At 42.3% G+C, this 14057-nt stretch carries 11 protein-coding genes and 1 riboswitch; of the genes, 2 read left to right on the forward strand and 9 right to left on the reverse strand.

From position 1 onward, the window contains the following. Positions 1-67: 67 nt before the first annotated feature. The 5 genes from ACYP5M_RS13775 to ACYP5M_RS13795 form a co-directional block, all read right to left on the reverse strand. Positions 68-1240, reverse strand: coding sequence for an FtsW/RodA/SpoVE family cell cycle protein (locus tag ACYP5M_RS13775; RefSeq protein WP_101223666.1), 1173 nt, complete (start codon positions 1238-1240; stop codon positions 68-70). 147 nt (positions 1241-1387) lie between these two features. Beyond that, positions 1388-2269, reverse strand: a complete 882-nt coding sequence (locus ACYP5M_RS13780) for a metal ABC transporter permease (protein ID WP_101223667.1) — start codon at positions 2267-2269, stop codon at positions 1388-1390. Beyond that, positions 2266-3189, reverse strand: a complete 924-nt coding sequence (locus tag ACYP5M_RS13785; RefSeq protein ID WP_101223668.1) for a metal ABC transporter permease — start codon at positions 3187-3189, stop codon at positions 2266-2268. The genes ACYP5M_RS13780 and ACYP5M_RS13785 overlap by 4 nt, the downstream gene beginning before the upstream one ends. A 10-nt stretch (positions 3190-3199) precedes the next feature. Beyond that, positions 3200-3955 carry a metal ABC transporter ATP-binding protein gene (locus ACYP5M_RS13790; RefSeq protein ID WP_101223669.1) on the reverse strand — a complete coding sequence of 252 codons (756 nt, stop codon included), beginning with the start codon at positions 3953-3955 and terminating at the stop codon, positions 3200-3202. 12 nt (positions 3956-3967) lie between these two features. Next, on the reverse strand, positions 3968-4891 hold the full coding sequence (locus ACYP5M_RS13795) for a metal ABC transporter solute-binding protein, Zn/Mn family (protein WP_101223670.1): 924 nt from the start codon (positions 4889-4891) through the stop codon (positions 3968-3970). A gap of 646 nt (positions 4892-5537) precedes the next feature. Between ACYP5M_RS13795 and ACYP5M_RS13800 the strand changes: the two genes are divergently transcribed. Both ACYP5M_RS13800 and ACYP5M_RS13805 read left to right on the forward strand, forming a co-directional pair. After that, complete coding sequence (locus ACYP5M_RS13800) at positions 5538-6500, forward strand: LacI family DNA-binding transcriptional regulator (RefSeq protein WP_101223671.1); 963 nt, start codon at positions 5538-5540, stop codon at positions 6498-6500. A gap of 254 nt (positions 6501-6754) precedes the next feature. Further along, positions 6755-6940: riboswitch (Lysine riboswitch) on the forward strand. A 96-nt stretch (positions 6941-7036) separates the two neighbouring features. Continuing rightward, on the forward strand, positions 7037-8488 hold the full coding sequence (locus tag ACYP5M_RS13805) for an amino acid permease (RefSeq protein WP_230176186.1): 1452 nt from the start codon (positions 7037-7039) through the stop codon (positions 8486-8488). Positions 8489-8536: 48 nt separating this feature from the next. On the opposite strand, the gene ACYP5M_RS13810 is transcribed toward ACYP5M_RS13805, so the two are convergent. The 4 genes from ACYP5M_RS13810 to ACYP5M_RS13825 all read right to left on the reverse strand — a co-directional run bounded on the left by ACYP5M_RS13810 (position 8537) and on the right by ACYP5M_RS13825 (position 14015). Continuing rightward, on the reverse strand, positions 8537-10216 hold the full coding sequence (locus tag ACYP5M_RS13810) for a glycoside hydrolase family 13 protein (RefSeq protein ID WP_459735166.1): 1680 nt from the start codon (positions 10214-10216) through the stop codon (positions 8537-8539). Between the two features lie 84 nt (positions 10217-10300). After that, positions 10301-11383 (reverse strand): Ger(x)C family spore germination protein, encoded by a 1083-nt coding sequence (locus tag ACYP5M_RS13815; protein ID WP_459735167.1) that lies wholly within the window; start codon positions 11381-11383, stop codon positions 10301-10303. Continuing rightward, on the reverse strand, positions 11380-12480 hold the full coding sequence (locus ACYP5M_RS13820) for a GerAB/ArcD/ProY family transporter (protein ID WP_459735168.1): 1101 nt from the start codon (positions 12478-12480) through the stop codon (positions 11380-11382). The genes ACYP5M_RS13815 and ACYP5M_RS13820 overlap by 4 nt, the downstream gene beginning before the upstream one ends. A gap of 23 nt (positions 12481-12503) precedes the next feature. Continuing rightward, complete coding sequence (locus tag ACYP5M_RS13825) at positions 12504-14015, reverse strand: spore germination protein (RefSeq protein WP_101223675.1); 1512 nt, start codon at positions 14013-14015, stop codon at positions 12504-12506. Positions 14016-14057 lie beyond the last annotated feature (42 nt).

A 14057-nucleotide genomic window follows, 5' to 3' on the forward strand; every position in this document is an offset into this window, starting at 1 on the left:
GGAGATTCTGCTCCTTTTGTTTTTTTTGCTACAAATAAAGCCGGCCCATCGAGGGCCGGCTTTATATTTAGATATCCGTTGAAAACATATACTTCTTATAGTGATACCGAATGCTGAATATTAAGCCCATTGCCATCATGTTCCCCATTAGCGAGCTTCCTCCATAACTGACAAATGGAAGCGGAATCCCCGTTATTGGTAAAAGGCCTACAGTCATGCCGATATTTTGAAAAACGTGAAACGTCAACATGCTTATAACGCCAACACAGATATATGTATAGAAGTTATTTTTCGTGTCCATTCCCGTTTTTGTTATATGGTAAATCAATAGGAAAAACAAGGAAATAATGATACTTGATCCGATGAAGCCGAATTCTTCACCGATGATGCTGAAAATGAAATCCGAATGACTCTCAGGCAAATACACTTCCCTCGAGCCGATTCCCTTGCCTGTGGTCTGGCCGGAGCCGATGGCCAGTAAAGATTTGGTTAAGTGATATCCTTCGGAGCTGGCATAATTATATGGATCCAGCCAAGAATATATACGGCCGAATTGATAGGATTTTACCCCTAGGTATTTTTCCAGGATTTCCGGCTTCCAAAGTACAAAGTACAGGACCGCTGAAGCGACGACAATTCCTCCCGAAACGATTGGCAGCAGGATCTTCCACGTTACCCCTGAGATGAAAATCATTCCGAGCATGATGGACATGATGACAAGCGAGGTGCCTAAATCCGGCTGTTGCATGATTAACAATAAGGGGGCACCGGTCACAAGACCGATTTTAATAAGCAGCCAGATATCCGTTTGAATCGTTTTCAGCGTGTTTTTGAGATGATGATTTGAGATGACATTCGCTAAAGCCAGGATGAGGAAAACCTTCATGAATTCCGATGGCTGAATCGAACCGATTCCCGGAATGATGAACCAACTTTTTGCACCATTCCGGACAGGAACGATGCTTTCCGGCATAATGATCAGCAAAAAAAGCAAAAACAATCCGAAGCCATAGGCGTACCAAGATATTTTTTTCAACTGATCAGAATCCAAGGTGATGAAACCTAATACGATTCCGATTCCAACTATATACCAAAAAATTTGTTTAATTAAGAAGTTTTCAGCGTACTGTCCAGTCGTTTGGGCACTATAGATTGCTAAGCAACTTCCAACGCATAATAACAGCAATATTGTGACCAAAGAAAAATCTATTCGTGATGAAAATTTATTTTGTTCTTCCATACTTAACTCTCCCTTAAAAAGGCTCCTGCGATATATCTATAAATACACTTATTCATTATACTTTAAACAAATAAAATCACAACTATATAGAAGAATAGTTTACAGGCTTCATGGAGTTATTTCCATGAAGCCTGTATGCAGAGAGAGCTATGCATGTGATTCCTTTGATTTTCTCCGTTTCAGCAATAAGCTGACCAATCCATGGTTTGGGGAAAAGAGAAAGGCCATTCCGAATAATATGGCGGCCGACCCCACCATGCAGCCTGAAATCGAGGCATCCAAAATGGTGGCAGAATAGTAGCCGATGACGGAACTTAGCACCCCTACCCCGATACTGACCAATATCATGCTGCTTAAACGGTCTGACAGCAGGTATGCTGTTGCCGCAGGTATGATGAGCATTCCAACTACTAAAATGGAACCTACACTATCAAAAGAAGCTACAGTTGTCAGTGAGATGAGGCTCATCAATAAGTAATGGAAGAACAGTACAGGAATACCCATTGCTGCAGCAAGTGACGGATCAAAAGACACGAGTTTAAACTGTTTGAAGAAAAGGAAGATCAGTACGAGATTCAGGATGAAACAACTGCCGACTATCCAAACAGCTTTTGGTCCAGCCTCGATTCCCGCGATTGTCATCGTATTCCAGGGAGTATAGGCTATTTCGCCATATAGGACATGTTCCAGGTCAAAATCTATTTGTTGCGTATACAGGCTCACGAGTACGATCCCCGTTGCAAAAAGGGAAGTGAATACAATCCCGATCGCTGCGTCGGATTGAACGCCCGACGATTGGAAAAGCTGGATCAAGAATACGGTAAGCAATCCGAGCGCAGCAGCCCCTATCAGCATTGGAACGGAATCACGGGTTCCGGTTATTAAAAATGCCAATACGATTCCCGGCAAAACGGAATGACTGATTGCATCTCCAATCAACGTCATTTTCCTGACTATCAAAAAACACCCTAATACACTGCAAGAACCCGCCACTAATGCTCCGACTAAGATAATCCAAAAATCATTCATGATGTGTGGCTCCCTTTCCTTCTATCCTGTTCGAGAGAATATTTCTTTTTCGTCGAAACCCTTCTCCATACAGATGAAAGCACTCCGCGTTTAGGTGCAAAAAGCATGGAAAAGAAAAACCATACCGTCGCGGATAAGACAATTAACGGTCCTGTTGGCAAATCATTGACCGATGTACTGATCAACGTACCAGACACACCGCTCAACATTCCGAATATACCAGACAGGATGACCATGATATGCAGGCGCTCCGTCCAATATCTCGCGGATACCGCAGGCGTTATCAGTAAAGATGCCATCAATACGACGCCTACAGCCTGGATACCGATCACTACAGCTGCCACGATCAGCATCATGATGAAATAATCCAGAAAAACAACTGGTAATCCCATCCCCTTAGCAAACCCAGGGTCAAAGGAAAGTAATTTGAATTCTTTAAAAAATACGGTACAAGTGAATATGAGAATAAAAGAAACCGTCATCATCATATACACATCGGACATGACCATTGACGCCGTCTGCCCGAATAAAAACGTATCCAATCCACTCTGGTTTCCATACTCGCTCTGCTGGATCTGCGTAAGCATGACAATTCCGAAGCCAAAGAAGGAAGATAAGACGATTCCCAATGCCGCATCCTGCTTGATCTTACTGTATCTCGTAAGCACACTGATCAAGAAGACAGCCACTAAGCCAGCCAGTGCGGCACCTATTAGAAAGTAGGAAGTGGATTTCACTCCAGTTAACATAAAGGCCACACAGATACCGGGTAATGCTGCATGTGCGAGCGTGTCACCAAGCAAAGACTGCTTTCTGAGGTATGCAAAGCTGCCGATGACCCCGCTGCTTAATCCGAGAAACATCGTGCCAAGCAATATCCACCTTGTATTTGGATCAGTAATAATATCCAGTATGTTCATCGTGTACACCTCATTTTAATAAAAGGCCGGATTTTGTGTCTGATAGTATCGCTAGGCGGCCTCCATATGTTTCCTGTAAGTATTCGGGAATGAACACTTCCTCTGTCGGACCTATTTTCATCACCTTTTTATTCAATAACATCGTCCAGTCGAAATATTCCTTCACGGTGGATAGATCATGGTGCACAACCAGGACGGTTTTGCCTTTTTCCTTCAATTCCATAAGCAATTGTATGATTGCTTTCTCCGTTGCGGCATCCACCCCTACGAACGGTTCATCCATAAAATAAATATCCGCTTCCTGTGCCAATGCACGGGCCAGGAATATCCGTTGCTGCTGCCCGCCTGATAGCTGGCTGATCTGGCGGTTAGCATATTCAGCCATCCCCACCTTTTCCAGGCACTCCATCCCCTTCTGCCTTTCGGACTTCCCTGGCCGCTTCAGCCATCCGAGATGACCATATCTGCCCATCATCACGACATCGAGTGCGTTGGTCGGAAAATCCCAATCCACTGACTCCCGCTGTGGTACATAACCGATACTCTTCCTCATCGATTTATAAGTAGATCCTTTTATTGTGATTTGCCCCGATATTTTTGGAATCAATTCGAGTATTCCCTTTATCAAAGTGGACTTCCCTGCTCCATTGGGGCCTATGATACCAATTAAATTTCCTTCCGGCACCTCAAACGAGACATCTTCGACAACCGGCTTCTTATGATAAGCAATCGTTAAATTTTCGACCTTCAAAGCTGCTTGATTCATAGTTTCTCCCCCTTATTTCAATGCACGGACGATGGTGTCTGTATTATGACGGACCATTCCGATATACGTTCCTTCTTCCGTCCCTTTTTCACCCATTGCATCCGAGAACAATTCCCCGCCGATTTCCACTTTGTGACCCTGCTTACCTGCCCCTTGAATGACAGCCTCGATAGCCTTCCTTGGTACGCTTGACTCAATGAAAATCGCTTTTATTTTGTTCTCCACAAGATAATTACGCATATCCGTCACATCTTTTGATCCATATTCCGATAAAGTATTGATCCCTTGGAGCCCTCTTACATCAAGGCCATATGACTGCCCGTAGTATCCAAAAGCATCATGTGCTGTAACGAGAACCCGTTGATCTTCCGGTACTTTATTAATTTCCTCTTGAACATATTTATCAAGTTCCTCCAATTGCAGGACGTACTCCTCATAATTTTCACGATACTCTGCTTCATGTTCCCGATCATTGGCAATCAATTCTTTCTTAACTGCCTCCGCCGCAACGATCCAAAGCTTTACATCAAACCATACGTGGGGATCATGGTCCGTTGCACTCACTTTACGAAGCTGGTTCTCCTTAAAGTCCTCCGTTACGGCAATCGTCGGTTTATCCTTACTCATCATTTCAAATATATCCGTCATTTTCCCTTCAAGATGCAATCCGTTATAAAAAATCATATCAGCCGAATCCAGTGTCTTAACATCACCCTGTGTCGCTTTATATAGATGGGGGTCGACTCCCGGTCCCATTAAACTGGTGACCTCGACATGTTTACCGCCGATATTCTCAACCAAATCCCCAATCATTCCCGTTGTTGTAACGACATTTAGCTTGCCATTGCCTTTATCCCTATCGGCTGTATCATTACCGCACCCCGTTAAAATCAGCAATGCAGCAAGCACACCCCCAATAGATTTTAGAAAACCCATCCATATTCCCTCCTCTTTTTCATTTCCCTAAAAATGTTTGCCGAACGCAAAATTAAGTGTAAATTTTTTTACATTGTCGTAAATGCTAAAAAGTTTCCTCTACACAACTTATTTTATACTATACACAAATATACAAAAAAAGTGCAACTATTTTTTAAACATTTCAAAAAGGCGAATGACTTTTACACACAATAAAAACTGTCAGGAATCTCACTAGGGAGCTCCCTGACAGCCAGTCATTCCGTACATGAAACGTAACGATGAAGTTATATTTATATTGTGGAGTTTTAATGGTGAATATAAAATAGGGGAGCTATTTCTGGACGACATGAAATTCACGAGTAAACGTGGTTTCCTCGCGTAATACCGCGGAATTCTTGACTGGCATTGCCACTCATTTTTCCTGTTTCAATGAAATTGCCAAGTACGCAAATCCCAATTCGATTCCGCAAAGCACAACCAGGGTGATTAAAGTTTGGAACATCATGATTTCCTCCTCCTCTAAGACTTAAACAAATCTTAAAGGATGAAACCAATACCAGAACAAGACCTTATTTGAAGAAATCTTCAGCAGTCCCACACTGTTCCCTTGCCCTGAAATGGGTTTCATACTGTACAATAAAAAAAAAGAAAAAACGGTGATACCATGACAAATATTAAAGAAATAGCTCAATGTGCTGGTGTATCTGTCTCAACAGTGTCTCGTGTATTGAATGATCATCCATATGTAAGCCCCGATAAAAGAAAGAGCGTCTTAGAAGCGATCAATCGTTTGAATTATACGAGAAACATCAACGCCATTCATCTTTCAAAAGGCAAGACCAATCTTATCGGCATCATCATCCCCTTCAACAATCACCCATATTACGGGGCAATCGTTAACGGAATCACTAAACAGGCAAATGCAATCGGCTGTCATATCGTCATCTTTCAAACAAATTATGATAGAGAGAAAGAAATCCAGGCTTTTAATATGCTACAAATGAAGCAGCTCGATGGCATTATCGTTTGTTCAAGGATTTCAGAAATGAAAATCCTCTTGGAATATCAAAAATACGGACCGATTATTTTATGTGAAGATACAGCTCAGGCTGAATTCTCATCCATCAGCATTGATCATTATGCAGCTTTCTCCTGTGCCCTTGAGTACGTGATCGCTAAAGGATATAAGAAAATCGGATACAGCCTCGGCCGTAAAAAAAGCAGAAATAGTTCCCACCGCACAAAAGCCTTTAACGATATCATGAGTAAACATCAACTGATAAACAATAAAGAATGGCTGTTTGAAGGCAGTTATCACATCAAAGACGGTGAACAATTGTTTCAGGAATGGAATTCGATGATGGATAAACCTGAAGCCATCATCATCACGAATGATGACACGGCGGCAGGATTCATTCTTACCGCTAAGAAATCGGGTATAAGGGTACCGGAAGATGTGGCCATTCTCGGCTTCAATAATGATAGCCTTGGCGAAATGCTCGACATCACGACCATTTCCTTACCGCTGGAATGGATTGGGAAAATGGCAGTGGACCTATTTGAGAATCCTGGAGAGGTCAAACATGTAAAACTGGACTACGCCCTAATAAAAAGGAAAACCGTTTAGTTATCAGGATGCTTTATTTTAGTATATCGTCACTTGAATTCTTCCTTACTGCCATCATTCAACTAGGAAAAAATAACCACATAAAATAATCATTGCGATATCCCAGAAGTTATTTTATAATTTTGATATAGTAAAGTTTACTCAATTACTAGCAATCTATTAAAGATTGCATGAATTTCATGAGTACAATCGTCCGACGTCACCTATTAAACTGACGCAAACGATTTTAGAAAATTGAATACTTCCTCATTTACCGATGAGTTAGAGGCTGCAGCTTATAAAAGTAAAACGGACGAGATTCTGGAAAATTAAAGACTCCGTTTGAAAGGATAAGTTGCCGAAGTTAGGGTATATTCCATGTATATTCTTGCTGGCGGTGTAACCGAACAGGAACACCACTGTCACGTTTTTTCAAAAAAGCGTGGGGAGCTATCTTCGGAAGGATAAACGGGTTTATTATAAACAGCCGTCGATCTTTTTCGACTGCTGTTTTTTTATTTTTCGTTCCCTTCCAATAAAAAGGAGTGTAACATCAATTGTCAAATTCACAATCACCATCAAGCCCTACTGAACTGAAAAGGAGCCTGAAAGCGCGTCATTTAATGATGATTTCATTAGGTGGAACGATTGGAACAGGTTTATTTTTAGCTAGTGGCGGGGCCATTCATTCAGCCGGACCCGGCGGTGCCTTGGTGGCATACGCAATCATCGGCATCATGGTTTATTACTTAATGACAAGTCTTGCAGAAATGGCAGCGTTCATGCCAGTGGCCGGTTCGTTCCGTGTCTATGCATCCAAATTCGTCGATCCGTCTTTCGGTTTTGCGATTGGTTGGAACTACTGGTATAACTGGGCAATCACCATTGCTGCCGAATTGGCAGCCGTTGTCTTAATTATGAAGTTCTGGTTCCCGGATAGCCCTTCAATTATCTGGAGTGCCATTGCGTTAATCATTATGTTTCTTATCAATTACATGTCAGTTAAAGGTTTCGGGGAAACAGAATTCTGGTTTGCCATGATCAAGGTCGTGACAGTCGTCATATTCTTGATCACGGGTGTTCTGATCATTCTCGGAATCATGGGTGGCAAAGACCCAATCGGTTTTTCCAATTTCACAATGGGCGAAGGTCCCTTTAACGGAGGATTCTTCACGATTCTAGGCGTATTCATGGCTGCCGGCTTTTCATTCCAAGGTACGGAATTGCTTGGAGTGACTGCAGGTGAAAGTGAGGATCCAGAAAAAAATATCCCAAAAGCGATCAGATCCGTTTTCTGGCGTATCATCTTATTCTATATCTTAGCCATTTTTGTAATTGGCATGATCATTCCGTTTACCGATTCACGTTTATTGAGTGAAGATGTTGCCGTAAGTCCATTTACGCTTGTATTTGAAAGGGCCGGCCTTGCATTTGCTGCATCCATCATGAACGCGATTATTTTATCATCCGTACTCTCAGCCGGTAACTCTGGCATGTACGCTTCAACCCGTATGCTATGGGACTTGGCACGTGATGGTAAAGCACCGAAATTCCTAGGCAAGTTAGATAAAAGAGGAGTACCCGTGAATGCCCTTATCGTGACTTCTTTAGTTGGCTGCGTTGCATTCTTAGCTTCGTTTTTCGGTGATGGCGTCGTTTATATCTGGTTATTGAACGCTTCAGGCATGGCGGGATTCGTCACCTGGGTAGGGATTGCGATTGCCCATTATCGGTTCCGCAAAGCCTACGCAGCTCAGGGCCTTGATATGAATGCTTTACCATTCCGGGCAAAAGGCTTCCCATTCGGGCCTATATTCGCACTTGTCCTTTGTATTATCATTATTATCGGACAAGGCTATCAAGCTTTCAGCAGCGATGGGATCGACTGGAATTCAATGTTCGTTTCCTACATTGGCTTGATTCTATTTTTCGTCTTATGGTTCGGCTATAAAATTAAGCACAAAACGAAAATCATTCCCCTAGAGGAATGTGACCTTAAATCAAAATAATACGCAAAGGACCTGTTCTTCCTAATCGAAGAAGAACAGGTCCTTTTTTCATTTCAATTGATAAACACGGCATTCATATGGTTGCAGGGGTTTGCTGGAGATTCCTTCTTCCTCCTGATCATAATTGCCGATCAGCTTTGTGGCAGAATATGCATGCAGCTCTTCAGGCAAAGTATAGGAGGCCTGCTCTTCTTTAAAGTTGCATAGCACTAACAGCTTTTCTTCTTCCAACGATCTCGTGTAGGCAAATATTCGTTCATCATCCGGGAACAGCAGTTCAAAACGGCCATAAACGACGATATCATGTTCCTTGCGTAATTGGATAAGCTTTTTATAAAAATGAAAAATGGAATTGTGATCATTGTAGGCCTTTTCTGCATTAATCTCGGGGAAATTGGGATTAACCTTAATCCAAGGAGTCCCTTGCGTGAATCCTGCGTTCCGGGAGTCATTCCACTGAATCGGTGTTCTCGCATTATCTCGGCTGCGGGCGTGAATGGCTGACATCATCCGCTCTTTTGACCAGCCATGAGAATTGACTAGTTCGTCATATGAATTCAATGTTTCGATATCCCGGTATTCATCGATGCTTTCAAATGCAACATTGGTCATGCCCAGCTCTTCCCCTTGATATATATAAGGTGTACCCTGAAGCATATGAAGACAAGCAGCAAGCATCTTAGCGCTTTCAATATGATACTTTCCATCATTACCAAACCTTGAGACAACCCGGGGCTGATCATGGTTGTTCCAGTATAAACTGTTCCAGCCATCCCCCTCCAAACCAGTCTGCCACTTGGAAAGAATTCGCTTTAAATCGGTAAGCTTACACTTATCATTACTCCACTTTCCTTCAGGCCCTCTCCCCAAATCCATATGTTCGAATTGAAAGACCATATGTAGCTCACCACGATCTTTACCTGTGAACAATTGTGCGTCCTCCGGTGTGACGCCTGGCATCTCCCCAACCGTAATCACGTCATACCCAGAAAGCGCCCGTTGATTGATTTCCTGTAAAAACTCATGTATGCGCGGGCCATTCAGGAAAAATGGGCTTCCGTCACCAAACTGCTTCTCATGGCGAACGGCTCCATCCGAATAGCTTTGATCTTTTGAAAGGAAGTTGATGACATCCATCCGGAAGCCATCGACACCCTTATCCAGCCACCATGTCATGATACTGTAGATTTCTTCACGGAGCTTAGGGTTCTCCCAGTTTAAATCCGGTTGTTTCCTGCTGAATAAATGTAAATAATATTCATCGGTTCCTTCATCATATTCCCATGCCGAACCTTTAAAAATGGACTCCCAATTATTTGGCTCCTTCCCATTCCTGCCAGGTTTCCAAATATAATAATCACGTTTCGGATTATCTTTTGAGGATCGCGATTCCTCGAACCACGGATGTTCGTCTGAAGAATGGTTGACCACCAGGTCCATCATGATCTTCATTCCACGTTCATGAACTGCCTTCAACAACCTATCGAAGTCAGCCATTGTCCCGAATTCAGTCATGATTGATTTATAATCACTGATATCGTACCCATTGTCATCATTGGGAGATTGATAAACTGGGGATAGCCATATCACGTTCACACCCAGTTCTTGTAAATAATCGAGTTTCATCAATATCCCGTTTATATCCCCTATCCCATCACCATCACTATCCATAAAACTCCTTGGATACACTTGATACACAACTGCCTCTTTCCACCATGCTTTGTCCATGCTTTTCCCCCTTTTTAGCCGCATTAGCACAATCATTACACCAATACCCTATTATAAAGGGGGAAACTCCAGAATATTCTACTTTTATTCAGCTATTCCCGTTTGAATCATTTCAATATCCAGATCGACCTCGATCGGAATATCGGGATATGCCTCCTCCCAATGTTTTTGATCGAAATTTCTTGTTTTACTTTTAGCGTGATCACCGAGTGCAAGCGGATCTATATTGTTCTCCTGAAACATGGTTACCATCTCATTTAATTTTTTACCAATGATCCGCTCGGCCCTGGCCTCTATTCTATTCAGGTCGACCGCTTTGCCCAAGTCATAGCCTTGGACCTCTAGCAGACTCGCTTTCATTTTCACTCCAATCCTGACCTTGGGGTCTTGATTGGCATTCGAAATATGATAATGGACACGTGACTCCACGTTATTGATATCGGTAAAGTCATTTTCCTTCCATTTAATTTCATAACTCCCCAGCTTAAAGTTTTCACTAAGGACTTTATATAAAAAGCCGTCTTCATAAGGGATATATTTACCGATATAACGATCCTTTTTAAACAAGGCGATCCCTCTCACCCGTATTTGGTCTCCTGTTGTTTCCAATAAAGGCATGACCGGATCGATTCCTTTACCATGATACGCATATAAATACCTGTGAAGATCTACATCAGGCAAATTAGTCCTTATATTCTGTTCGATCAGCTCTTTCACTTGAACTCCTGGAGTTTTAATCAACTTCGGCTCCATTTTAACTACATCCTCCGCTTTGCCATGAACGACCGCTAAATACAAATCCCTTCCCACCATTGGGTCACGCCTATATGTATCGACATAATCATTCACCCCCTTACTTGCCAATTCTTCACCATATAGAATGACTGACAGTCTCCCGCCGACAATCGGGTATGGTGTTTTTGCATTTTCTTGCTGGCGGGCCGCCTTTATATCATGGGAGTTCGCTTCATATACTTCTTTACCCAGATCTGCTTCCTCCCCAGGCTGAGGAACACTGACAACGACCGTACCTTTGATTCTTTTCTCTTCAGCATCATCATAACCTACGACTTCAGCAATTAATATATCTTCTAATATTTGCTTTTCCACGCCGCACGCCGTCATCAAAAAGCCTGCTAATATTATCAAGAGTAGTTTGATTTTCATAATTTATGCCCCCTGACTTTATAGACGATCGACTGCCATAGGAATAGGAGTGGAAGATACAAATAAACGATATAGAAACCAATTTGCGAACTGATCGTGTTAAATTTATCGATTCTATAGCGGTTATCCAAAAAAATGCAGGAAACTAAGATGATGATCAGAATGAAAACCAACATCTTTTTCTGTCTTAACCCAAATACTCTTTTTGCTGTCCTGCTTGCTGCCCAAACCCCTATGCAAACATTCGGCAGCACCATGAACAACCAAACGGAAATCCCTATGTATTCGAACCTTTCAATGAATGGAAGGTCTACGATTTTCCATAACGTCAAAGTTGCCCAAATTACATCTTTCAGCTGATCTTGATGATAGTAGGCTAATGAAACCACAATCGATACTAAATAAATCGACATAGTAAACAACGCCCCTAAGTGGGCCCACTTTTGAGATTTTTCACGATTTTTAATGAAAGGATAATAAATGAGGAGCAATTCAAAGCCAAGGTAATTCAGGGTCATTTTCTTACAGGCCTTCATGATTGCCAAAAAGGAATGATCAAGAAAAGGACCCAAATTTTCAAAGTGGGCAAACTTCAATGGGAAATAATTCAAAAGGAATAATGGCGATCCGATAATAAGCCCGATTATGCAAAAACCGGTAATGACCCTGAAACCTCCCTCCACAAAACTATACACGAGCATAAGAATGATGGTTGTTAGCATCAGGACATTGACACCAGGGAACATCCAAACCTGAATGACTTCTAAATAAGTCCTGATAAGAATGATGGAGATCATTATAAAGTAGAGGATGAATAAAATATTGAAAGCATTTCCGACCCATTTACCAAACAAATCCTTGTGGATGGCGACCAAGTCAATTGTTTGGGGCCCCCTGCCTAAAAGCTTGAAACACATCCAAAGCAGAACATTTATGATCAACCCTGATATGAGGACCGATATCCATGCGTCTTGGCCAGCCTCTTTCGCTATGATCCGTTCAAACCCCAATATCCCTACTCCAATCTGCATGCCCGGCATCAGAAAAAAAACAAAAAATGGAGATATTTGTTTAGTTTCATTTGGTTTGACTTCCATACCTTCTCACCGCTTTCTATACCTTATTCATCGATATCATTATGGGAGTTTCGCGTTTCCGCCTCCTTCCTTATCCTTATTGGATTTTCCGTCCGCAGAAACTGCGGGCGTTTTTTCTGTTTTGAAAAAGGGAGGCGAATCAGACTATCTTTAAAGTCATGAATTCTTAAGGGGTAAAGCGGGTCTAAATATGGACTGCCAAGCGAAGTCAATTTCAATAAATGACTTAAGATGAAGGCACTGCATAACGCTATTCCAAACAGCCCGTATAACTGGGCTGCAATTAGAAAGGGGAAGCGGATAAGACGAATCGTATTGCTGATTTGATAAATCGGCACCGTAAATGAAGCCAAGGCAGCCAAAGCGACAAGCATCAACAAGACATTACTGACAAATCCCGCTTCCACAGCGGCTGTACCGATGACTATACCGCCAACAATGCCGATGGTAGAGCCAACCTTAGCAGGCAGCCTGACCGCCGCTTCCCTCAGCAATTCGATCGTCCCTTCCAGCACGATCGCTTCCAAGATCGGCGGAAAAGGGATCACTCCCCTGGATGATATTAAGATTGGCAGCAAATCCGTTGGAATCACTTGATAATGATAGGTTAAAACGGCCACATACAGAGGTGAAGACAAAACGGAAAACAGCACTGCGAAAAGCCGAATCAAACGGAATGAAGTACCGAGATTCCAAATTTGAAAATAATCTTCAAATGATGAGAAGAATGAAATGATGGTATTTGGACCAACCAATGCATGAGGAGACCCATCCAGCATGATCCCTATTTTCCCTTCCGATAATACACTGGCCAGATGATCAGGCCGCTCCGTGTCAATCAATTGCGGAAACATCGAATTCCGATTATCCGTGATCATCTGGCTTACAAACGAAATATCGACGATTGTATCATATTCTATATCTTCAATTCTCTGCATGACTGTCTTAATGATCTTTTGATTTACCACCCCATCTATGTAGAGTACCGCTATCCTTGTTTGCGAGATGCTCCCGACCCGAAATTCCTTGGACTGCAATTCAGGAGTGGGCAACCGGTTACGAATCAGATTCAAATTAGAATCAAGCGATTCAACAAAGGCCTCCTTGGACCCAACGACGGTATATTCCGACTCGGGTGTGGAAATTTGCCTTTTCACACTGTGAACACATGGAATGAGCAAACATATTTCATCATCTTGCTTGTATTGGATCATGATCGATCCTGCCAAAACCAACCTTTGAATGTCTTTTAGATCAGCAGTCAATTTCATATCTTCCATCGGAATATCGCCTTTTAGTTGCTTAAGATCCTTCTTTGGTTGATTCGACATGACTGCCAATACTTGTTCATGAAGCTGTTGTGCACTAACCAGTGAATTGAAGTAGGAGATGATATAGCCATCATCATTCGGGAATTGGAAGGTAAGAAAATCATCAGATGCCTTAAATTTTTTAAGGAGTTCCTGAAAATCCTTGGAAGTAACCTGAAAGGATGCTTCATCCATTTTCCCCCTGCCCTTAAAAAACCTCACCATCCCACCCCCATTACCTTTCAAAAGTTTTTTAGTTCATTCGAT

The sequence above is a fragment of the Peribacillus sp. N1 genome, from assembly GCF_054600815.1.

Coding starts and splice junctions, on each gene's coding strand:
- ACYP5M_RS13775 (WP_101223666.1), bottom strand. CDS start 1,240: ATGGAAGAACAAAATAAATTTTCATCACGAATAGATTTTTCTTTGGTC.
- ACYP5M_RS13780 (WP_101223667.1), bottom strand. CDS start 2,269: ATGAATGATTTTTGGATTATCTTAGTCGGAGCATTAGTGGCGGGTTCT.
- ACYP5M_RS13785 (WP_101223668.1), bottom strand. CDS start 3,189: ATGAACATACTGGATATTATTACTGATCCAAATACAAGGTGGATATTG.
- ACYP5M_RS13790 (WP_101223669.1), bottom strand. CDS start 3,955: ATGAATCAAGCAGCTTTGAAGGTCGAAAATTTAACGATTGCTTATCAT.
- ACYP5M_RS13795 (WP_101223670.1), bottom strand. CDS start 4,891: ATGGGTTTTCTAAAATCTATTGGGGGTGTGCTTGCTGCATTGCTGATT.
- ACYP5M_RS13800 (WP_101223671.1), top strand. CDS start 5,538: ATGACAAATATTAAAGAAATAGCTCAATGTGCTGGTGTATCTGTCTCA.
- ACYP5M_RS13810 (WP_459735166.1), bottom strand. CDS start 10,216: ATGGACAAAGCATGGTGGAAAGAGGCAGTTGTGTATCAAGTGTATCCA.
- ACYP5M_RS13815 (WP_459735167.1), bottom strand. CDS start 11,383: ATGAAAATCAAACTACTCTTGATAATATTAGCAGGCTTTTTGATGACG.
- ACYP5M_RS13820 (WP_459735168.1), bottom strand. CDS start 12,480: ATGGAAGTCAAACCAAATGAAACTAAACAAATATCTCCATTTTTTGTT.
- ACYP5M_RS13825 (WP_101223675.1), bottom strand. CDS start 14,015: ATGGTGAGGTTTTTTAAGGGCAGGGGGAAAATGGATGAAGCATCCTTT.